At 58.5% G+C, this 19722-nt stretch carries 21 protein-coding genes and 1 pseudogene; 18 read left to right on the top strand and 4 right to left on the bottom strand.

The features are described 5' to 3' along the window. Positions 1–319 precede the first annotated feature (319 nt). Positions 320–1030 (top strand): type 1 glutamine amidotransferase domain-containing protein, encoded by a 711-nt coding sequence (locus tag ACZ2IA_RS21620; RefSeq protein ID WP_470294658.1) that lies wholly within the window; start codon positions 320–322, stop codon positions 1028–1030. A 452-nt stretch (positions 1031–1482) separates the two neighbouring features. Here ACZ2IA_RS21620 and gorA read toward each other — a convergent pair whose 3' ends face one another. After that, positions 1483–2841, bottom strand: coding sequence for a glutathione-disulfide reductase (gorA, locus tag ACZ2IA_RS21615; protein WP_470294657.1), 1359 nt, complete (start codon positions 2839–2841; stop codon positions 1483–1485). A gap of 451 nt (positions 2842–3292) precedes the next feature. Between gorA and ACZ2IA_RS21610 the strand changes: the two genes are divergently transcribed. The 14 genes from ACZ2IA_RS21610 (at position 3293) to ACZ2IA_RS21545 (ending at position 14648) form a co-directional block, all read left to right on the top strand. Continuing rightward, positions 3293–3784 carry a GNAT family N-acetyltransferase gene (locus tag ACZ2IA_RS21610; RefSeq protein WP_470294656.1) on the top strand — a complete coding sequence of 164 codons (492 nt, stop codon included), beginning with the start codon at positions 3293–3295 and terminating at the stop codon, positions 3782–3784. A gap of 196 nt (positions 3785–3980) precedes the next feature. Further along, positions 3981–4361, top strand: coding sequence for a RidA family protein (locus ACZ2IA_RS21605; RefSeq protein WP_470294655.1), 381 nt, complete (start codon positions 3981–3983; stop codon positions 4359–4361). Between the two features lie 87 nt (positions 4362–4448). Next, positions 4449–5447 carry an MBL fold metallo-hydrolase gene (locus tag ACZ2IA_RS21600; RefSeq protein ID WP_470294654.1) on the top strand — a complete coding sequence of 333 codons (999 nt, stop codon included), beginning with the start codon at positions 4449–4451 and terminating at the stop codon, positions 5445–5447. A gap of 46 nt (positions 5448–5493) precedes the next feature. Then, positions 5494–7173, top strand: coding sequence for a bifunctional protein tyrosine phosphatase family protein/NAD(P)/FAD-dependent oxidoreductase (locus tag ACZ2IA_RS21595; RefSeq protein WP_470294653.1), 1680 nt, complete (start codon positions 5494–5496; stop codon positions 7171–7173). A gap of 10 nt (positions 7174–7183) precedes the next feature. After that, positions 7184–8005: a sulfite exporter TauE/SafE family protein gene (locus ACZ2IA_RS21590; RefSeq protein ID WP_470294652.1), complete on the top strand. Its 822-nt coding sequence runs from the start codon at positions 7184–7186 to the stop codon at positions 8003–8005. Between the two features lie 204 nt (positions 8006–8209). Further along, complete coding sequence (locus tag ACZ2IA_RS21585) at positions 8210–8470, top strand: hypothetical protein (protein WP_470294660.1); 261 nt, start codon at positions 8210–8212, stop codon at positions 8468–8470. Further along, the gene (locus ACZ2IA_RS21580) at positions 8412–8771 is read left to right on the top strand and encodes a hypothetical protein (RefSeq protein ID WP_470294651.1); all 360 of its coding nucleotides are present in this window, start codon (positions 8412–8414) and stop codon (positions 8769–8771) included. The genes ACZ2IA_RS21585 and ACZ2IA_RS21580 overlap by 59 nt, the downstream gene beginning before the upstream one ends. Beyond that, entirely contained in the window at positions 8756–9169 is a 414-nt protein-coding gene (locus ACZ2IA_RS21575) for a hypothetical protein (RefSeq protein WP_470294650.1), read from the top strand. Before ACZ2IA_RS21580 ends, ACZ2IA_RS21575 begins: the two co-directional genes overlap by 16 nt. 72 nt (positions 9170–9241) lie before the next feature. Then, positions 9242–10429: a cystathionine beta-lyase gene (gene metC / locus ACZ2IA_RS21570; RefSeq protein ID WP_470294649.1), complete on the top strand. Its 1188-nt coding sequence runs from the start codon at positions 9242–9244 to the stop codon at positions 10427–10429. A gap of 73 nt (positions 10430–10502) precedes the next feature. Beyond that, on the top strand, positions 10503–11348 hold the full coding sequence (locus ACZ2IA_RS21565; protein ID WP_470294648.1) for an ABC transporter substrate-binding protein: 846 nt from the start codon (positions 10503–10505) through the stop codon (positions 11346–11348). 43 nt (positions 11349–11391) lie between these two features. Further along, positions 11392–12087 carry an amino acid ABC transporter permease gene (locus ACZ2IA_RS21560; protein ID WP_470294647.1) on the top strand — a complete coding sequence of 232 codons (696 nt, stop codon included), beginning with the start codon at positions 11392–11394 and terminating at the stop codon, positions 12085–12087. A gap of 1 nt (position 12088) precedes the next feature. Beyond that, a complete protein-coding gene (locus ACZ2IA_RS21555) occupies positions 12089–12778 on the top strand; it encodes an amino acid ABC transporter permease (RefSeq protein WP_470294646.1) in 690 nt (229 codons plus the stop codon). Between the two features lie 4 nt (positions 12779–12782). Then, the gene (locus ACZ2IA_RS21550; protein WP_470294645.1) at positions 12783–13526 is read left to right on the top strand and encodes an amino acid ABC transporter ATP-binding protein; all 744 of its coding nucleotides are present in this window, start codon (positions 12783–12785) and stop codon (positions 13524–13526) included. Positions 13527–13604: 78 nt separating this feature from the next. Continuing rightward, positions 13605–14648, top strand: a complete 1044-nt coding sequence (locus ACZ2IA_RS21545) for a D-cysteine desulfhydrase family protein (RefSeq protein WP_470294644.1) — start codon at positions 13605–13607, stop codon at positions 14646–14648. A 41-nt stretch (positions 14649–14689) separates the two neighbouring features. Here ACZ2IA_RS21545 and ACZ2IA_RS21540 read toward each other — a convergent pair whose 3' ends face one another. From ACZ2IA_RS21540 to ACZ2IA_RS21530, 3 genes and pseudogenes are all read right to left on the bottom strand, one after another. After that, on the bottom strand, positions 14690–15151 hold the full coding sequence (locus ACZ2IA_RS21540; protein WP_470294643.1) for an Lrp/AsnC family transcriptional regulator: 462 nt from the start codon (positions 15149–15151) through the stop codon (positions 14690–14692). An 89-nt stretch (positions 15152–15240) separates the two neighbouring features. Next, a pseudogene (locus ACZ2IA_RS21535) lies at positions 15241–15982 on the bottom strand (IS5 family transposase). A 292-nt stretch (positions 15983–16274) separates the two neighbouring features. Next, the gene (locus ACZ2IA_RS21530; RefSeq protein ID WP_470294642.1) at positions 16275–16619 is read right to left on the bottom strand and encodes a DUF3088 domain-containing protein; all 345 of its coding nucleotides are present in this window, start codon (positions 16617–16619) and stop codon (positions 16275–16277) included. Positions 16620–16910: 291 nt separating this feature from the next. On the opposite strand from ACZ2IA_RS21530, the gene ftrA reads away from it, so the two are divergent. The 3 genes from ftrA to ACZ2IA_RS21515 all read left to right on the top strand — a co-directional run bounded on the left by ftrA (position 16911) and on the right by ACZ2IA_RS21515 (position 19607). Then, on the top strand, positions 16911–17891 hold the full coding sequence (gene ftrA, locus ACZ2IA_RS21525; RefSeq protein ID WP_470294641.1) for a transcriptional regulator FtrA: 981 nt from the start codon (positions 16911–16913) through the stop codon (positions 17889–17891). A 953-nt stretch (positions 17892–18844) separates the two neighbouring features. Then, positions 18845–19183 carry a tyrosine-type recombinase/integrase gene (locus tag ACZ2IA_RS21520; RefSeq protein WP_470294640.1) on the top strand — a complete coding sequence of 113 codons (339 nt, stop codon included), beginning with the start codon at positions 18845–18847 and terminating at the stop codon, positions 19181–19183. 4 nt (positions 19184–19187) lie between these two features. Beyond that, complete coding sequence (locus ACZ2IA_RS21515; RefSeq protein WP_470294659.1) at positions 19188–19607, top strand: tyrosine-type recombinase/integrase; 420 nt, start codon at positions 19188–19190, stop codon at positions 19605–19607. Positions 19608–19722 lie beyond the last annotated feature (115 nt).

Here is a 19722-nt window from a genome sequence, read left to right as displayed (position 1 = left end):
GGATGGTTAGTCACCCTGGTCAATTTTCAATGAGCAAACCCTCGGTTATCTGGTCAATTTTCAGTGAGCGCCAACACCCAAGGCCAGCCAAGAAATGTGCGGGGCTGCAAGCGTAATTGCACATCAGCGGTCATGGCGGAGGCCCACCGGAACGATCCGTATCTGAACACTTGACCTTAAAGTTATGTTTAACCTTAGAGTGCTTGCTGCTGGCGGCATGTCTTGGGAGCTGCCTACGGTTTTACCTGGCAAGCGTATCGTGGCCATCGGTATGTTTTCTGCCATCAGAGGGAAGGCGACACGTTCGTGACGGCCGCCCATGGCCGATGAAGAGGATGTTTCCAACATGACCAAGCGCTTACTTCACGTCGTTAGCAACATCGCCCACTATGCCGATCCGTCCGAGCCGACCGGCCTGTGGTTGTCGGAGCTGACCCATGCCTATCACGTCTTCGCCGCGAAAGGCTATGAGCAGCGTCTCGTGAGCCCGAAAGGCGGTGTCTCGCCGCTGGAGCCCCGCTCCCTCAAATGGCCGAATGCCGATGCCTCCGTGAAGGCGTGGCTGGCCGACCAGGCCAGCCAGGCGCTGCTGTCGAACACCGCTCGGCCCGACGAGATCGACCCGGCGGACTTCGATGCGATCTATTTCACCGGCGGGCACGCCGTCATGTGGGACTTTCCCGACGATGCGGGGCTGCAGCGGATCACGCGCGACATCTACGAGCGCGGCGGAATCGTCTCGTCCGTCTGTCACGGCTATTGCGGCCTGCTGAACACCAAGTTGTCGAACGGTACACTGCTAGTCGCCGGGCGCCGGGTCACCGGCTTTTCCTGGCTGGAGGAAGTGCTGGCCGGCGTTGCCAGGAAAGTACCCTACAACGCCGAGCAGGAGATGAAGCGGCGGGGTGCGCTTTATGAGAAAACCTTGTTGCCGTTCACCCCGAAGGTCGTCGTCGATGGCCGGCTGGTGACCGGCCAGAACCCGCAGTCGGCCAAGGCAACGGCCGAGCAGGTGACGGCCCTGCTGTGACGTCTGGTCTGAGTCCGTAGATTCCGGCAAATCCGGCCAGTTGTGCCGGTGCTATCTGTCCAGAGGCCTTTGATCGAGCCTCGGCACGAGGCAGGCATTTGTCTACTGACCCTGGGACAGTCCACTTTACATCTAAAAGCAGCCATTTCCTTCAAAGGTTGGAACGACCGCTAAAGCCGAGAAGCGGGCCTTAATGAGGAGGGCGAGGCCTTTGAATGGACCTCGGCGTGAGAGTCGGGAGTGTCCACGGTGCTAGAGAGGAGGACGGCCAGGAGACTGACGATATCACCACCACCGAAGCCGACCGACAGATCAAGCTCTTTGAAGCACGCAACAAAGACCTTTCCGGCAAAGACGCGACTTAGCCCAATAAAGGGTAGAGAAACGCATTGTGAAGGAGACCGGAGCTAAACAAGGGGGCGACTCAGTTTTCACAAGCCGCGCAGCTCGGTTCATTCGTCGACCGGTGTTCTCAAGGTGACGAGCTCCTCCGCCGCGGTGGGATGGATACCGAGGGTGTCGTCGAACACCGCCTTGGTGGCACCCGCTTTCAAGGCCACGGCGATGCCCTGCAGGATCTCCCCCGCATCGGGGCCGACCATGTGGCAGCCGAGCACCTTGTCGGTGTCGGCGTCCACCACCAATTTGATCAGGGTCTTCTCCTGGGATTCGGTCAGGACCAGCTTCATCGGGCGGAAGCGGCTTTCAAACACCTTGACCCGGTGCCCGACGCTGAGCGCGTCCTCCTCGGAGAGGCCGACCGTGCCGATGTTCGGCAGGCTGAACACGGCGGTGGGAATCAGCGTGTAATCCAGCGGACGGTATTCTTCGGGACGGAACAGCCGGCGAGCCACCGCCATGCCTTCGGCCAACGCCACCGGGGTGAGCTGCACCCGCCCGATCACATCGCCGAGGGCGAGGATCGACGGCTCGGTGGTGCGGTATTCGTCATCGACCTTGATGAAGCCATGCTGATCCAGTTCGACGGCGGTGTTCTCCAACCCCAGCTTGTCCAGCATGGGTCGACGCCCGGTGGCGTAGAACACGCAGTCGGCTTCCAGCACACTGCCATCCTTCAGCGTGGCCGCCAGGCTGCCGTCGGCCTGCTTGTCGAGGCGGGCGATGTCGGCGTTGAACTGCAGATCCAGGCCCTTCTTCTGCAACTCCTCACGCAGGTGTTCGCGCACGCTACGGTCGAAGCCGCGTAGGAACAGCTCCCGACGGTACAGCTGGGTCGTCTGCGCGCCCAGACCATGGAAGATCGAGGCGAATTCGACGGCGATGTAGCCGCCGCCGACCACCAGCACGCGGCGGGGCAACTCCTTGAGGAAAAACGCCTCGTTGGAGGTGATCGCGTGTTCCTTGCCCGGGATGTCCGGCACCTGCGGCCAGCTGCCGGTGGCCAGCAGGATGTGCGCGGCGCGAAACCGCTGCCCGTCGACCTCCACGGTATGCGCATCGCAGAGCCTGGCGTGTCCTTCCAGCAGGGTCACGCCACTATTCACCAGCAGGTTGCGGTAGACGCCGTTGAGGCGATGAATTTCCCGGTTCTTGTTGGCGATCAGGGTCGGCCAGTCAAACTGCGGCTGACCGACTGCCCAGCCGAAACCGGCGGCCTGCTCGAAGTCGTCGTTGAAATGTGCCCCGTAGACCAGCAGCTTCTTGGGCACGCAGCCGACATTGACGCAGGTGCCCCCCAGATAGCGGCTCTCGGCCACCGCCACGCGGGCGCCGAAACCGGCGGCGAAACGCGCGGCGCGCACGCCGCCGGACCCGGCGCCGATCACGAACAAGTCGAAATCAAAAGACATTGTTATCCCCTCATGGTCATGGTTGGCCACGATTAGCATTCGTTGAATACGTCAATATAGTCACGACGCGTTCAGCTATGACATGTCGCCGCATCAATCATCTTCTTAAGTTGGGAAATTTCCAATTTCATTTCGATGTCGAAAATAATATTCTCTAGACGTTAGAATTTGTTCCCAAAATTTCATACTTTTTTCTCAATTTTTGGAAAAATTTTCTACAACGCCGAGATTTAGTACATGACTCTTGTCGAACTCCTGTCCGACGCGCATCTCTCCGTCACCGAATTGGCAGAACAGATCGGGCTCAGCGCTTATTCGGTTGTGCTATCTCGAGATAAGGTAGAAAAATTTTCCCCTGAACAGTCATTTCCGACAAATTTTTGGAAGCACTTTCTACTTTGACAACGATAAGCTTGCGATTCTTGGAGTTGCATTGTGGTTAGAACTATTCATGACTACACCAATCTTCCGGCAGACTGCTTCTTCGGATGCCATGCTCTGCTACCAGATCGAAAGCTCAGCCTATGAATGGGACGAGGCGGCCACATGGGAGAAGACCGCCACGAGGATCGCGCAATACCCCCATGGCTTTCTGATCATGGGGTTGGCGGGGAAAGTTATCGGTTTCATCAATAGCGGATGCGCGCACGAAGTCGTGATGTCCGACGAATCCTTTAAGGAACTGGTCGGGCACGACCCACAGGCGCCTAACGTGGTGATCATGTCGGTGGTGATCGACCCGGCCCATCAGGGCAAGGGATATTCGACGTCGATGATGTGTACTTTCGTCGAGCAAATGAGACGGATGAGCAAGAAGACCATCCTCCTAATATGCAAGGACCGGCATGTCGAATTGTATAAACGGCTCGGATACCGCTACGTCAAGCCTTCGGACTCCGAGCACAGCGGGATGGCTTGGCACGAAATGGAGATAGAACTCTAAGGCATTGGTTGCGCATGAGATGCGTGCTAGCCAGTACGGCACTCGACTCAGAGTGACGGGTGTGCTTCACGAGTGTTCGGCTCTTCACGTCGCTCTATGCACCGCATCCCGGTGCAAGTTTCATCACGATCCCTGCGGAAAAATACGGTTCAACCATTCTCATTTAGATATAGAAATTTCAAGAAGGAGTGTAGAAATGATCGAAAAAATCATTACAGAAAAAGCGCCAAGCGCAATTGGTCCTTATTCGCAAGCCGTTAAGGTTGGAACACTTCTATTTGTGTCTGGCCAGATTCCGATCGATCCAGCTACAGGAGATTTCGTGTCTGACGATCCGGCCCTCCAAGCTCAGCAGTGCATCCGTAACATCGAAGCGATTGCGCATCAAGCAGGCACCAGTCTCATAAAAACGGTGAAGACTACCGTCTTGTTAACCGACCTTGGCAATTTCGGGCGTGTGAATGACGTTTACGCAAATTTCTTCAAAGAGCCATTTCCAGCACGGGCCTGCTATGAAGTGAACGCTCTTCCGAAGGGCGCCCAAATCGAAATCGAAGCTGTAATTTCACTCGATTAAATACATGGCATTGTATTTAATCGAGCTTACGACGCTAAAGATCGGAATCAAACTGCCTTGCATGTTCCGGAGAGCTGAACACAGCAGGTGCAGGCCCTCGACCACTTCCAGGTGTTCGGCACCGGGGCGGCAGCCTCAGGCACGGATATTGGATTGATGCAGTTCAACACATCCATGACAGAGACGCCCATGACCTCCACCGATGCCTTGCAGATCGAGCATTTCTTCGACGAGGACACCTCCACCTTCAGCTACATCGTGCTCGACCCGCTAAGCCGCAAGTGTGCCGTCATCGACAGCGTGCTGGGCTACGACCCGAAGTCCGGCCGCACCTCGCACGCAGGAGCCGACCGGCTGATCCAGCGCGTTCGGGCCTTGGGCGCCAGCTTGCAATGGATCCTAGAGACACACGTGCATGCCGATCACCTGAGCGCAGCACCCTATCTCAAGTCTCGCCTGGGCGGACGCACTGGCATCGGGGCGCACATCCGGACCGTGCAGAACTCCTTCGGCGGCCTGTTCAATGCCGGGGATATCTTCGCCCGCGACGGTCGGCAGTTCGATCATCTGTTTGCCGATGGCGAGCGCTTCTCACTTGGCGGCCTGGTGTTCCGGGCGCTACACACGCCCGGACACACTCCGGCCTGCATGACCTACGTCGTGGGCACTAACGAGCAAGCCGACGCGCCGGCCGCCGCCTTCGTTGGCGACACTCTGTTTATGCCTGACTACGGCACTGCGCGCTGCGACTTCCCCGGCGGCGATGCGCGTACGCTGTACCGGTCCATCCGCCGAGTTCTGGCGTTGCCACTGGAAACAGTGCTCTACATGTGTCACGACTACGGGCCGGGCGGACGCGCATTGTCTTGGACAACCACCGTGGCAGACCAGCGCCACAGCAACATTCACGTGCGCGACGGCATCACCGAAGACGAATTTGTTGCCATGCGGCAAGCGCGCGACGCCACGCTACCCATGCCAGTGCTGCTCCTGCCCTCGGTACAAGTGAACATGCGCGCGGGCGAGCTCCCGGCGCCCGAATCCAATGGCGTGCGCTACCTCAAGATTCCCGTCGACGTCCTGTAACTGCATGTTCTCGTTCCACCAATAACCACATCCTAAGAGGACACCCATGGACATTCGCTCCCTGAGCAGCGAACTGGCCGTCGGCCCGCAGATCGTCGCCGGCGATATCGCTGCCCTCGCTGCCGCCGGCTACCGCTCGCTGGTATGCAACCGGCCCGACGGCGAGGCGCCGGACCAGCCCGGCTTTCGCGAGATTGAGCACGCCGCGCAGGCAATGGGCATGCTGGTGCGCCACCTGCCGGTCGAGTCCGGCAAGGTAAGCGATGCGCAGGCTAAGGCCTTCGGAGAACTATTGGCCGAAGTGCCCCGGCCCGTCTTCGCCTACTGCCGCACCGGTACCCGCTCGGCCACGCTGTGGGCGCTGAGCCAAGCCGGCCGCCAGCCGCTGCCCGCCATCCTGGAAGCCGCGCGCGGCGCCGGCTATGACCTGCACGGAGTGGCCCGCCGCATCGCCAATGGCGGACGTACGCCGCCGCAGGCGGCGGACGCCGAGCACGACATTGTTATAGTCGGTGCCGGCGCCGCAGGCATCGCCGTCGCTGCCAGCTTGCTGGCGCGCCGGCCGGGTCTGGACATCGCTGTCATCGACCCGGCTGACGTGCACTACTACCAGCCTGGCTGGACGTTGGTAGGCGCGGGCGTCTTCCAGCCGGCGCACACCGCGCGAACCATGGCCAGCGTACTGCCGCGCGGTGTCAAGTGGATCAAGGCGGCCGTAGCCGCCTTCGAGCCAGAGCGGGACGCAGTCGTGCTCGACGGCTGCCGCGTGGTCAAGTACCGGCAGCTTGTCGTCTGCCCAGGGCTCAAGCTCGACTGGAACGGCATCGAGGGCTTGGCCGACACCCTGGGCCGCAATTGCGTGACCTCCAACTACCGCTACGACCTTGCTCCGTACACCTGGAAACTGGTACAGAACCTGAAGGGCGGGCGCGCCGTGTTCACCCAGCCCCCCATGCCCATCAAGTGCGCGGGCGCCCCGCAGAAGGCGATGTACCTTTCGGCCGACCACTGGCGCCGCCGGGGTGTGCTTGAGGGCGTGGATATCCAGTTCTGCAACGCCGGCGCGGTGCTTTTCGGCGTGGCCGATTACGTGCCGGCGCTGATGGAGTATGTCAACGCCTATGGCATCCACCTGCAGTTCGGCCACCAGCTCGCCGCCGTGGATGGCCCTGCGCGCAAGGCCACCTTCGTCCGCACCAACGCCAACGGCACCAAGGAGACGGTAGCGCTGCATTTCGACATGTTGCACGTCGTGCCGCCGCAGAAGGCACCAGATTTCGTGCGCGTGAGCCCGCTGGCCGACGCTGCCGGCTGGGTGGACGTGGACCCGGCTACGCTGCGCCACAAGACCCACGCCAACATCTTCGCCTTGGGCGACTGCACCAACACGGCCAATGCCAAGACCGCGGCAGCCGCGCGCAAGCAGGCACCGGTGGTGGCGCACAACCTCTTGGCCGCGCTAGGAGAGGCAAAGGGGGAAGCCCGCTACGATGGTTATGGGTCCTGCCCGCTGACGGTGGAGCGGGGCAAGATCGTGCTGGCCGAGTTCCTCTATGGCGGTAAGGTAGCGCCCTCGTTCCCGAAGTGGCTCATCGACGGCACGCGTCCTTCGACGCTGGCTTGGCTGCTCAAGGAGCGCATACTGCCGCCCGTCTACTGGGACGGTATGCTCAAGGGCCGGGAGTGGCTGGCGCAGCCGGTGCTGGCGGATGGGGCACACGCATGAAGGTCGCACGATGAGTGGCTTCGTCATCAGCTTGCTCATGGGCTCGACAGTGGGTGTTGTGCTCGCGCTCACCGGCGCGGGTGGAGGCATCCTAGCTGTGCCGCTCCTGGTCTTCGGCCTGCACATGAACTTGGTTCAGGCGGCCCCGGTTGGCCTCATTGCCGTCGGGCTAGCCTCCGCCATCGGCGCCGCGCTGGAGCTGCGCGAGGGCTTGGTGCGCTACCGCGCGGCAGCCATCATCGGGCTAGTGGGCATGGCCTGCGCGCCGTTGGGCGTGCAACTGGCGCACCGGCTACCGAATGCGCCGCTGACGCTCGCCTTCTCAGGTGTGCTGGCCTGGGTGGCGCTGCGCGTTTGGCGGCAATCGCGCGCACAAGTAACGCCCCCCGGGCACAAGCCCTCTGCCGTCCTGGTCTGCCAGCTCGACCCGGCGCGTGGTCGCCTAGCACTGCTCCCACCCTGCGTCCTCGCACTGGCCGGCACGGGCGCGCTCTCGGGCCTGCTTAGCGGCCTGCTGGGCGTGGGTGGGGGTTTCGTCATCGTGCCCATGATGGGTGCCATCAGCAACGTGCCCATGCGCAGCATCATCGCCACCTCGCTAGCAGTGATCGCGCTGGTGTCGGTGGGTGGTGTGGCCGGTGCTGCCTCGCAGGGCGCCGTCGAATGGGCCGTAGCGCTGCCCTTCGCAGCCGGCGCCGCCGCGGCCCTGCTGGCCGGCCGGCGGCTCGGTGCACGACTGGCTGGCGCGCGGCTGCAGCAGGCATTCGCCCTGACTGCCGGCGCAGTGGCAGTGCTGCTATTGCTGCGCGTACTGGGTGTGCTGCACTTGTAAAGAACAATTGAGCGCCTCTGCTTGTAACGCTAAAGCGCTTTTGCTTGGCCATAGGCTTACGGGCGGGCGCGCAATGTTCTTCTCATACAAGTAATGCGCTTCGAGCAGCCGATGTCATAGCACCTCTTGCGTGCACTCTCCACCGGCAGCACCCCATATCTCAAAGAGCACTTCTACTGTACACGGTAGAAATCAGCATCTGACCTGGTCGCTGTTCGATCACCGGTTGCCGACCAGCGTGCACGCGGTTTCCTGCTGGGCGCCACGGCTGGCCGCACCACCTTGGGCGGCGAAGGTCTCCAGCATCAGGATGGCAACAGCTTACTACAGGCTTTGACGATTCCGAATTGCCGCACTAACGATCCCTGCTTCGCAGGCGAATTTACGGTGATTGTTCGATCACGGCATGCGCCAGATGCTGGAACAGCAGGAAGACGTGTTTTATTACGTCACGTTGATGAATGAAAACTATGCTCAGCCTTCACGGCCCTCCGGCGTGGAGTCCGACATCATCAAAGGCATGTACCGGTTTGCCTCCTTCACGCCGCACAACGCAAGCACCAAAGTATCTGCTCTGTTCGGGCGCCATCCTGTGCGAGGTGCTCACTGCCACCGAATTGCTGCTAAACGACTGGTAAATCAAATCCGAAGTCTGAAGAACCACCAGTCTCAGCGGGCTTGTGCGCGAAGCAAGGGAAGTCGAGCGTTGGAACTGGTTGAACCCAGAGCAAGCCGTCTCGATACAGCCATGTGCAGCAGTGCCTGAGTGGCGATGCCCCGATCATCGCAGCGATCGACTATGTACGGGCTTGGCCACAACTGGTTGCCCGCCACGTGCGAGCTCCTTTCATTACGCTCGGCACCGATGGTTTAGACCGCAGCGACACCCGCCGTGCCTTGCGCAGCTTCTTCGAAGTCGAGTGTTACCAGATCGTGCTTACAGCCCTTAGCGCCTTGCGTGAACAGAGCTTGGCCGATGCGTCCATCGGTTGTAGAGGCGATGAAACCCTAAGGCACGAGGACCGATCAGCGTGCAGCAAGGGGGATGCCGAGGGAACGATAGAAAAACTTTCTACACAGCGGAAATTTTTTAGATATTTATTCCAAAAAAACGATATAGATCAAAAATTTATGAAAACATCTTTCTCGCTATTATCGATATAGTTTTCTCACACGTGCCGGTAATAAACGGACATCGAGCGCTCGATTCCTAACCATTCGCATGAGGAAACGTTTATGCAGAATCTCAAGGTTCGCATGGAAACACTCCTGGCCCATAGCGGTCGGGAAGAGAGAAAGTTGGGTGGTACGGTAAATACGCCAGTTTATCGTGCTTCCACATTGCTATTCCCCACAGTCGATGCCCTCCATTCTGTACATGGGACATTCCATACCTACGGACGACATGGAAACCCCACCACGCGCGCGCTAGAGTCGGCACTATGCGATCTGGAAGGCGCCTATGGTGCCATGCTGACGCCAAGCGGCCTGTCTGCGCTGACCTGTGCTTTGCTTGCCACGCTCAAGCCGGGCGACCACCTGCTGATGACCGATTCGGTCTACGACCCGACCCGTACCTTCTGCGACGAAACGCTCAAGCGCATGGGCGTCGAAACCACCTATTACGACCCGCTGATCGGCGCCGATATCCGTGCATTGATGCGTCCGAATACCCGGGTGGTTTTTGTCGAGTCACCAGGCTCCCTCACCTTTGAAATGCAGGATATCCCCACCATCAGCCAAGTGGCGCATGAACACGGGGCCTTAGTGATGCTCGACAACACTTGGGGCACACCGATCCATTTCGCCTCGTTCAAGCACGGGGTGGACGTGTCGATCCACGCCGCCACCAAGTACATCGTCGGGCACTCCGATGTATTGATGGGAGTAATCCTTACTACCGAGGCGCTCTACCCGCGCATCCGCGGTTTCTACAGACAGTTGGGCCTGACCGTCAGCGCCGATGATGCCTACTTGGCGCTGCGTGGCCTGCGCACGCTGTCGGCCCGGCTCGAACGTCACCAACACAATGCGCGCCAAGTGGCCGAATGGCTGGCCACCCAGCCCGAGGTGGAAAAGGTACTCTACCCGGCACTCTCCGGCGCGCCCGGCCACGCTATTTGGCGGCGCGACTTCACCGGAGCCTGCGGTCTATTCGCCATCCAGCTCGAGCCGATGCCGCAGCAGGCCATCGCCGCCATGCTCGACGGCATGAAGCTGTTCGGCATGGGCTTCAGCTGGGGCGGGTTCGAAAGCCTGATCCTGCTCACCGACCCAAGCAAAAGCCGCACCGCTAAGCCATGGCAAGGCAAAGGTCCGCTGGTACGCCTGCATATCGGACTCGAACACCCTGAAGACTTGATCACCGACCTCGATGCCGGCTTCGATCGGCTACGCAGTGTGGTTGACGCCACTTACTCCTAATTAGAACGGGCCAAGCAGGCCCGCCCAAGACCGGCCGGCTAGGCCGGCACCCTCATTACAAAGGAGATCACGCATGAAAAAAAGCCAACAGTCGAAGCGCCATTACGCCATCGCCCTAGCCGCTATGCTGGCTGCAGCCAGCCTGCCGGCCCTGGCAGACCAACTGGCCGACATCAAGCACAAGGGCGAGCTCGTGTGCGGCGTGCTCGGCACCGACGAGCCGTTCAGCTTCATCAAGGATCAATCGACGCGAGAGGTCGTCGGCTACGACGTGGACATGTGCAATTCCGTGGCCAAGAGCTTGGGCGTGAAGCCGGTGGTGCACCAGCTGGCAGGGACCGCGCGCATCCCGGAGCTGCAGCAAGGCCGCGTAGACCTGCTGGCCGCTTCGCTCACTCACAACCATGAACGCGAGGAGCAGATTGACTTCTCGCTCTCCACTTTCATCACCGGCCAGAAGGTGATGGTCAAGAAGACAAGCGGCATCACCCAACTGGGGCAGTTGGCCGACAAGAAAATCCTGACGGTCAAAGGCTCCACTATGGAGCAGAACATCAAGAAGGCCTTGCCGACGGCACAGATTGTTTCGTTCGACAACAACCCGCAGGCCTTCTTGGCCCTGCAGCAAGGCAAGGGTATCGGCTATGTCAACGACGAGACCTCGCTGCTCAACAACTATTCCAAGCTCGGCAGCGCCACCAAGGACTACGTGATCCTGCCGCAGAACCTGTCGTCCGAACACCTCGCGCTTGGCATCAAGAAGGGCGAGCCAGCCTTCCGCGAGCAGGTCAACCAGGTGCTGCGCAATCTGGAAGCCTCCGGGCAAGCCGACAAACTGTTCGCGAAGTGGTTCGGCCCGGCCACCAAAATGCACTTCGAGCATCGCGGCTTCAAGATCGAGACCGACAAGATCGACTAACTCAACAGGAGCGCCCGGCCCGCGCCGGGCGCAGCGACAGGCCATGAATGCATTCAATCTCTCCATGCTGTTGTCCGGCCAGTATCACGATTGGCTCCTCAACGGCTTGCTGCTCTCGGTCAAACTCGCCCTGCTGTCGTTGGCCTTGGCCTTGCCGCTGGCGCTGCTCATCGCCGTGCTGCGGCTTTCTCCCATCACGCCGCTGCGTGCCGCTGCCGTGGCCTATGTCGAGGGTATTCGCAACGTGCCGCTGCTGGCGCACATGTTGTTCTGGTACTTCGGCGCACCGGAATTCCTTCCGGAACGGGTTAAGGCCTGGCTGTACGAAGGCAATGTCGAGGCCGCCAGCGCCGTGATTGCACTGGTGCTCTACACCGCCGCCTACATGTCGGAAGACATCCGCAGTGGACTGCGTTCGATTCCGAAAGAACAGATGGAAGCCAGTCGCGCGATTGGTTTCAGCTTTCTCGAATCGATGCGGCTGGTGATTCTGCCGCAATCGCTGCGCGTCACGGTGCCGCCATTGATCAGCCAGACGCTCAACCTGTGGAAGAACACCAGTATCGCCATGGTGATCGGTGTGGGCGAACTGATGTATCAGGCACAGCAGGTAGAAAGCGCGTCATTCAGGAGTTACGAGGCGTTCGCTTTCGCCACGGCAGGCTATCTGGGCATTTCCATCCTGATCACGCTGCTGTCCAGCTGGTACCAGCAGTGCTACCCCGTACGGAGTGCCTGACATGCTTGAGATCCTCAAAACTTATGGGGTGTTCTACCTCATCGGCCAGTATCCGAATGGCCCGCTCGGCGGCCTGACGCTCACGCTGCTGCTTGCCGCACTGGCCCTGCTGCTGGCCCTGCCCGTTGGCCTGCTGTTGGCATTGTGCCGCATCAGCCCGTTCCCCATCCTGCGTTGGCCGGTGACGGTGCTGGTCTATGTGGTGCGCGGAACGCCGCTGCTGATGGTGATCTTCTGGGCCTACTTTCTGCTGCCTTCGCTGACTGGTCATAAAACCGACCAGTTCAGCACCATGCTGACGGCGCTGGTGATATTCGACGGCGCCTATTTGGCCGAGATCATCCGTTCCGGCATCCAGAGCCTGCCGCGCGGGCAGATGGAAAGCGCCCGTTCGCTCGGCTTGTCCTACCTGCAGGCGATGGGGCTGGTGATCCTGCCGCAGGCGCTGCGCAACATGCTGCCGTCGCTGGTCAACCAGTTCGTCTCGACCATCAAGGAAACCTCGCTCGGCTACATCATCAGCCTGTCCGAAATCTCGTTCGTGGCGGGACAAATCAATACCCAGCTGATGACTAGGCCTGCCGAGGTTTACCTGTTGCTCGGCCTGACCTACTTCTTGATGTGCTTTGCTCTGTCTCACTGCGCCTTCTGGCTCGAACGACAGCTCGCTTTCCATACCGTAAAGGTGTAAGCCCATGATCACTCTGGAAAACGTGAACAAATGGTATGGCGACTACCATGCCCTCAACGACGTCAGCGAAACCGTCGCCAAAGGCGAAGTCGTGGTGGTGTGCGGTCCGTCCGGTTCGGGCAAGTCGACCATGATCCGTACCCTCAACCGGCTCGAGCCGATCCAGAGCGGGCGCATTCTGATCGACGGCCAGGACACCCACGCCCCCAACGTCTGCGTGGACACGCTCAGGAGCCGCATCGGCTTCGTGTTCCAGCAGTTCAACCTGTTCCCGCATCTAACCGTGCAGCAGAACTGCACGCTGGCTCCTACACGCCTGCTCAAGCAGAGCAAGGTGGAGGCACGCGAGCGGGCGCTCGCGCTGCTAGAGCGCGTCGGATTGGCGCACAAGGCGGATGCCTACCCGGCGCAACTCTCCGGCGGCCAACAGCAGCGCGTGGCGATCGCGCGCGCCCTGGCCATGAACCCCCCAGTGATGCTGTTCGATGAGCCGACCTCGGCTCTCGACCCGGAGATGGTGGGCGAAGTCCTTCAGGCGATGAAGGGCTTGGCCCGCGACGGCATGACCATGGTGTGCGTCACGCACGAAATGGGCTTTGCGCGCGAAGTGGCAGATCGGGTCATTTTCATGGATCAGGGCAAGGTGCTGGAGCGGGCAAAACCGGAGAGCTTCTTCCGCCAGCCCGAGCATCCTCGTGCGCAGCGCTTCCTGGCGGACATCCGTTCTCCTTGGGCCGCAGCAGTCTAACGCCGCACTCCATCAACCCTGCCTGGTGTGTTGAGGACAGGCAGGGTTCGCCTTCAGCCGACAACCATGGAGAACCTCGTGGACACTTTGATCAACCATAAACCACGCGTCCGTTTGAACCATGCGCCAACCCCACTCGAACCCTTGCCCCGTCTGACCAAACTGCTTGGCGGCCCGCAGCTGTATATCAAGCGGGATGATTGTTCGGGCCTGGCCACCGGCGGCAACAAGGCACGCAAACTCGAATTCCTGCTCGGCGAGGCCTTGGCACAGCAGGCAACGGAGGTCGTCACGGTTGGCGCTCTCCAATCAAACCATGTACGGCAAACGGCTGCCGCTGCGGCCAAAGTGGGCCTCCCCTGTATCGCCTTGCTGGAAGACAAGGTGGATATCGGTACCGCGGCTTACCAGCACAACGGCAATATGTTGCTCGATGAACTCCTTGGGGCAAAGGTGCTGCGCTATCCGCGCGGCACGAACATGGCAGAGCAACTCACCAGAACCTGCGACAACCTGCGCCATCGTGGGCGGCGGCCCTATGCGGTTCCAATGGGAGGCTCGAGCGCCACAGGCAATCTTGGTTATATGGCTTGTGCGCAGGAGCTGGCGCAGCAGGCAGAAGAGATGGGGATCCCGATCAGCAATATTGTACTTGCGACCGGTAGCGGCGGCACCCATGCCGGCTTGCAGGCGGGGATGCTGGCCCTTGACCTGCCTGTCGAAGTCATTGGCATTAACATCATGAATGAAGTGGCAGCACAGTCTGCCATGGTATGGCGGCAAGTGCAGGCCACCCTGGCTGAAGCGGGTGTTACAAGACCGTTCGAACAAGGAGAGTTGAAGCTGGTTGGCGGTTACATTGGAGATGGTTATGGCTTGCCGACCGCCATGGGGATCGAAGCGATCCATTTGCTGGCGCATCTCGAGGCCGTGCTGCTGGACCCGGTGTACACAGGCAAAGCAATGAGCGGTTTGATCGACATGGCCAAGCACGGGCATTGGACCAGCGCCGACCATGTGGTGTTTCTGCATACCGGAGGGCAGGCCGGATTATTTGCTTATGCTGACCAATTATCGGCAGTAGCCTCTTCTGTGATGCCGGGAATGGAAATGATCAACTGACATTCCAAAAACACTTGGGTGGGCCAAGGCCCACTCTGTAATTACATCAAATGATCCAGGGGTAATGCGGTGGTGTGCTTTACGACCTCCATGGCAAACCCGGCGCTGACATCTAGCAGGTCCACCACCTTGATCAATTTCTTATAAACCGTGTCATAGCCTGCGATGTCAGGAACGACAATTTTAAGCATGTAATCGATATCGCCGGTCATGCGATAAATTTCCACGATTTCATTTATCGCCCGACTGCCATGAATAAACCGCTGTGTCCACTCTTCATTGTGATGGCGGGTGCGAATGGTGACATATACAGTCAAACCAAGCTTGAGCTTCTCGGCATTGCAAAGGACCACTTCCTTCTCGATGATTCCCTCTTCCCGCAAGCGTTGGACACGACGCCAGCAGGGCGTGGATGAAAGATTGACTGCTTGTGCCAGATCGGCAAGTGGCAGAGAAGCATTATTTTGCAATAACGAGAGAATCTGAAGGTCTTTATTGTCCATGCATTATCCGTCTATTTTGCGGCCTGCAACTTTTTGGCGTTGTTGCATAATTAGAGCGTAGGCGAAACTACCCAAAACCGAGATGAATTTCAGGAAAATTCCGCCGAAATCGGTAGCCCCAGTCTGTTGAAGGTGTTCAAAATAACGCAGCGCACATGGGCCTCCGCCGCCTGACGCTCCTGACGACGAGCTGCTAGTCGCTCACCCAATAACTTGAAACGCATCATGGTCGTTTCGACCAAACTGTGCCGATAAGCACCGTCTCCCCCTAACTGGCCAGTTGCTCGTCGGGGGCGAGCTGGGGCAGCAACGCTTCCGCCTGGTCTACATCACCTTGACGATGGTCTGTCATTTCTACCGCGCGAATATCCAGGGTCTCCACATCGATGGCCTGATGCACCTTCCGCCAGGCGCGGCGGTACTCAGCACCATGTTTTTTGACCTTCCATTCACCCTCGACACAGATTTTTAGCCCAGTGCTGTCTAGCAGCAGGGGTAAGGGCTCTACCCGACGACGAACAGGAATGTAGACGGTTAATGCAGCTTGTCGACGACTGACAGTACTGAAGCAGGGCACCGGCCAGTCCAGCCCCATAGTTTCAGTACGCTACAGACCAGCCGCGGGTTTGCCGGAGTGCGAGTATGAATAAGACTTTCATGGTCAACACTGCCTGTATGCCTGCATCGGTATAGACCGTTGGCACTTGGGCGCACATTACCCAACTAGGACACGTCTAGCGACATCCTGACTGCAAGATTGGCTTGGTTCTGCAGGCTGCAGTTGTTCTCTGGCCAGTTGATGGTGTGATAGTGAGTCTTGTAGGGATTCATGCCGGCAATCTACCAAGTCCATCCAGCTAACTTTCGGGGGTTATGCAACGCTATCAGTTGATAGTCTTATATTTGGGAGGGAGGGGCTTTCTCATGCCGACATTCTACCCAGCAGAGGCAGCTCGACGATTTTTGTAAAAAGAGCCTTCTCACCGTAAATCAGCAATTGGTGCATAAATCACGATATTGGAATTTTTGCATAAAGATATTGAAAAATGCGTGGTGCTTACCAAGCAAGGTCACAGTCGGGGCCTCCCTAGGAAGGCCTCGACTGTGACAAGTTGGGTTGTTGTCAGCTGGAACGCGCAACCCCGTACTGCGATGACAGATATCGCCGGATATGGTCGGGCGAATCAATAAAACAAGTCTGGTTGTGTGAGCGAATCTCCACACCGTCATCTAGCGGCACCCGCCCGGCACCAAGTACCAGAACGGGGGCGGATTGATTCGCTTCGCCGATCAGCTCAATAATTGCAGAACGAGGCCGGGGCGCATCGATGTATTCGACATCGATTTCACTGCGCAACTGCGGGAAGAAACTCAGCAAGCCTTCAACAGCAACGGAATCGCTACAATAGAACGGACCTTCCGATTCTTTGAAAAAACCGGGACGAAGCATCAATAGTTTGTCTTTCACTTTCTCTACCTCTCTTCGAGTTGAAATTGTTTGGAGACACACATCCCTTGCCGAACGCGAATCTCAGTTCATATGCTACGCAGTGGGAGTTGAGCGCACGAGTGGCACAAATGACAACTTACATAAAGATCATGCCAAATTAAGGGGGTGACCATAATTAAAACCCGCACACCTGCAAAAGGCGTCGCAGAGCACTCACGACCAGCGCTCAGGAAACTTGCGAGACGCCAAGTAGATAGTGCAAGATCCGCCTGTGGCATCAATGAATACCTCCGTCCATATCGTGCCAAGATGAAATCACAATCTCATGTAGATGCGGGGCTGGTAGCCGTCATCGTGTATGACGGCCTGAGCCTCTTTGAATACGGGTGCGCCGTTGAAGTCTTCGGCCTGCCAAGACCGGAAATGGGGAATAACTGGTATCGCTTCGCGACCTGTGCGGCCGAACCTGGCATGTTGCGAGGGTCGGGCGGCATTCAAGTGCAGCCTGATGGTGGTCTTGAACTTCTCGCCAAAGCAAAAACCATCATTGTTCCTGGGTGGCGCGGTATCGAAGCCACCGTCCCAACGGAACTTTGCCACGCATTGAGAAAGGCGAACCAGCGTGGGGCCCGCGTCATGTCAATCTGCACGGGTGCATTTGTATTGGCTGCAGCAGGTTTGCTCGATGGAAAGCATGCGACTACGCATTGGCGTCATGCGGCAGCACTCGCTGCGCAGTATCCAGAAGTACGGGTTGAAACGGATATGCTTTATGTCGATGCCGGCAATGTCCTCACTTCTGCTGGAAGTGCCGCAGGAATCGATTTGTGCCTCTACCTTATTCGTCGCGATCTTGGCCCTCGCGCAGCAAATCATGTCGCTCGTCGACTTGTCACGCCACCACACCGAGAAGGTGGGCAGGCGCAATATATCGACGAGCCGGTCTCAAAGCGCAGCGGCTCCTCGCTTGCCCCACTCTTGGACGCGGTGCGCGCAACCTTGGGCGAAGACTGGCCGATAGTAAGAATGGCTGCACGAACGGCCATGAGTGCCCGGACCTTCCAGCGGCATTTCGTCAGAGCGATGGGCATGCCGCCAGGGGAGTGGCTGCTAACGGAGCGCATGGCCAGAGCCAGGATTTTGCTCGAAGAGACGGACTTATCCATGGAAGAAATCTCTGTGCAAGTCGGATTTGTTGCTGCAGCCACGTTACGCAATCATTTCCGGACTAGGCTTGGAACTAGCCCCGGTGACTATAGACGGCGGTTCAAGGCATCCGGGACACGCTGATTCTGGTCGAATAACTTGGACGAAGAGTGGCGTTGTTAATGAAATGGACGCCCCACTCCGGTGGAAAAGACTCCTGGTCGAGATAGGTGTCGCATCCCGTACTCCCGTACGATCATTTGAGTAAACACATCTGGAAACTTGCCATTGCCCGTGAAGGTATGGGTATGCCTCTGCAAACAGCTTTATTGCAAAAAAGCAGAATCCACCTTCCTGCGCCAAGAAACCTTTCAAAAATTGCGCTCCCCTTAGAGCAATTTTGAAAGGTTTCTTGCTGCAATGAAGCAATAAATTTGATTTATGCAACAAAGCCAGACAGGAGCCTACAACTCTTTTTCCTATCCAGCGAAACGCATGAGGACGATAGCACCAAGGCTTATGTGCACCGTGTCACACACGCCATGGGGCTGATTCGTACCACCAGTGTCATGCATGAATCCAAAGTTCTCCGGGCTCACCCTAATGCTCGCGCTGGGATGAAAGCGTGAGTTCGACCGTGCAAGAAGCTGACATTCAGCCATTCAGTGCCACCACCGTCAACTACAGGCCACATTGCTGAAGTTGTCCGGGGGAGGCCAACGGCAACAATGGCCGATGACCGCTCAGTCGGAAGGGATATGTTGAGCGCCACCTCGGCCGAACAACAAACTGATCGCCTGTTGCCGTCAACCGTCAACCGTCAACACCAACGGAGAGTGCTAGAAGTTAGCCAACTTCACCGGGACGAACGCTCAGTCACACCGAGATTCACAGTTCAATGGCATCGCTGACAAACTGCAAGGATATGCGTCACTTCCAGACAAAGTGCAAAAAATTGGGTATCGCCAGGCTTGAAAATAGCTCACTCAAATGCCTGAATAGACCGATTTTCTGCAAAAGTATGGTTACCAGCGGATGCAAAAAAATGGTTCCTGTCTCACCTCACAGCCTGCCCCAACAATTGACGCGCTGATTTTTTGCTCCAAAAATGCTCCAACAGCCGAAATTTGTTGGGGCATTTTTCATGGCATCTATCTGCAAGCGCGGCGACCTCCAGTGGGCGGTTCGCGTCCGCCGTAAGGGCTTTCCTCTGCAGTAAACCCGGCGAACTGGAAAAGATCCTTGAGGCATCGGAGTCCGCCGACCTCAAAGCCATCGTACAGTTGGCCGTCGAGACGGCGATGAGGCGTGGCGAGATCGTTTCGTTGACCTGGTCAAGCTGTCCCAAAGGCAAGAAATACCTTCTGCTGTCCGAGACCAAAAATGGGGACGCACGCCAAGTCCCCTTGTCCAGCAAGGCCGTAGAACTTCTCTAAAGCACTGACCCGACGAGAAGATGGCCGCATCTTTGGACTGCGGGGAGACAGCATCACCCAGGCTTTCGAGCGGGCGCGCAGCAAGGCTAGGCGGGAGTACGTGAAAGCCAGCGAACAAGCAGGACTGGAAGCCGCCCCGGGCTTTCTTGAAGACCTCCGCTTCCATGACTTGCGACACGAGGCAACCATCCGCCTTTTCGAAAAAGGGCTCAACCCCATGGAAGCCGCCTTCGTAACCGGGCACAAGGACTTGCGGATGCTCAAGCGCTATACGCATTTGCAGGCAGAAGAACTGGCCAAACGACTAGGAGGGCTGGCGGCGACGGCACGGATCGGATTGAGCTATGAGCAGGTGGCTCTGGCGGACCATACGCCAACGCGGGAAGCAGAGTGCCGGGCTTACGCGGTCTACCGCGCCCCCTGAAGTGCGCGCCGCGATCCTCTGAACGTTCGGCACGCGCTCTGGGGGACAGAGGAGTCGGGATGAATCGGATGGAAACACGTTTTCTGGCGCTGTGGTCGCGCTGCGGCGGTATACA

Source organism: Crenobacter sp. CS_VA4 (assembly GCF_055597485.1).
The sequence above is the reverse complement of the archived record's forward strand: the minus strand, read 5'-3'. Positions and strand labels throughout refer to the sequence as shown.

What these genes read in the sequence shown, in the direction of transcription:
- ACZ2IA_RS21580 (WP_470294651.1), top strand. Translation starts at nt 8,412, where the DNA reads ATGCGCCAGATGCTGGAACAGCAGGAAGACGTGTTTTATTACGTCACG.
- ACZ2IA_RS21620 (WP_470294658.1), top strand. Translation starts at nt 320, where the DNA reads ATGGCCGATGAAGAGGATGTTTCCAACATGACCAAGCGCTTACTTCAC.
- ftrA (WP_470294641.1), top strand. Translation starts at nt 16,911, where the DNA reads ATGAAATCACAATCTCATGTAGATGCGGGGCTGGTAGCCGTCATCGTG.
- ACZ2IA_RS21605 (WP_470294655.1), top strand. Translation starts at nt 3,981, where the DNA reads ATGATCGAAAAAATCATTACAGAAAAAGCGCCAAGCGCAATTGGTCCT.
- ACZ2IA_RS21550 (WP_470294645.1), top strand. Translation starts at nt 12,783, where the DNA reads ATGATCACTCTGGAAAACGTGAACAAATGGTATGGCGACTACCATGCC.
- ACZ2IA_RS21595 (WP_470294653.1), top strand. Translation starts at nt 5,494, where the DNA reads ATGGACATTCGCTCCCTGAGCAGCGAACTGGCCGTCGGCCCGCAGATC.
- ACZ2IA_RS21565 (WP_470294648.1), top strand. Translation starts at nt 10,503, where the DNA reads ATGAAAAAAAGCCAACAGTCGAAGCGCCATTACGCCATCGCCCTAGCC.
- ACZ2IA_RS21590 (WP_470294652.1), top strand. Translation starts at nt 7,184, where the DNA reads ATGAGTGGCTTCGTCATCAGCTTGCTCATGGGCTCGACAGTGGGTGTT.
- gorA (WP_470294657.1), bottom strand. Translation starts at nt 2,841, where the DNA reads ATGTCTTTTGATTTCGACTTGTTCGTGATCGGCGCCGGGTCCGGCGGC.
- ACZ2IA_RS21560 (WP_470294647.1), top strand. Translation starts at nt 11,392, where the DNA reads ATGAATGCATTCAATCTCTCCATGCTGTTGTCCGGCCAGTATCACGAT.
- ACZ2IA_RS21540 (WP_470294643.1), bottom strand. Translation starts at nt 15,151, where the DNA reads ATGGACAATAAAGACCTTCAGATTCTCTCGTTATTGCAAAATAATGCT.
- ACZ2IA_RS21555 (WP_470294646.1), top strand. Translation starts at nt 12,089, where the DNA reads ATGCTTGAGATCCTCAAAACTTATGGGGTGTTCTACCTCATCGGCCAG.
- ACZ2IA_RS21610 (WP_470294656.1), top strand. Translation starts at nt 3,293, where the DNA reads ATGACTACACCAATCTTCCGGCAGACTGCTTCTTCGGATGCCATGCTC.
- metC (WP_470294649.1), top strand. Translation starts at nt 9,242, where the DNA reads ATGCAGAATCTCAAGGTTCGCATGGAAACACTCCTGGCCCATAGCGGT.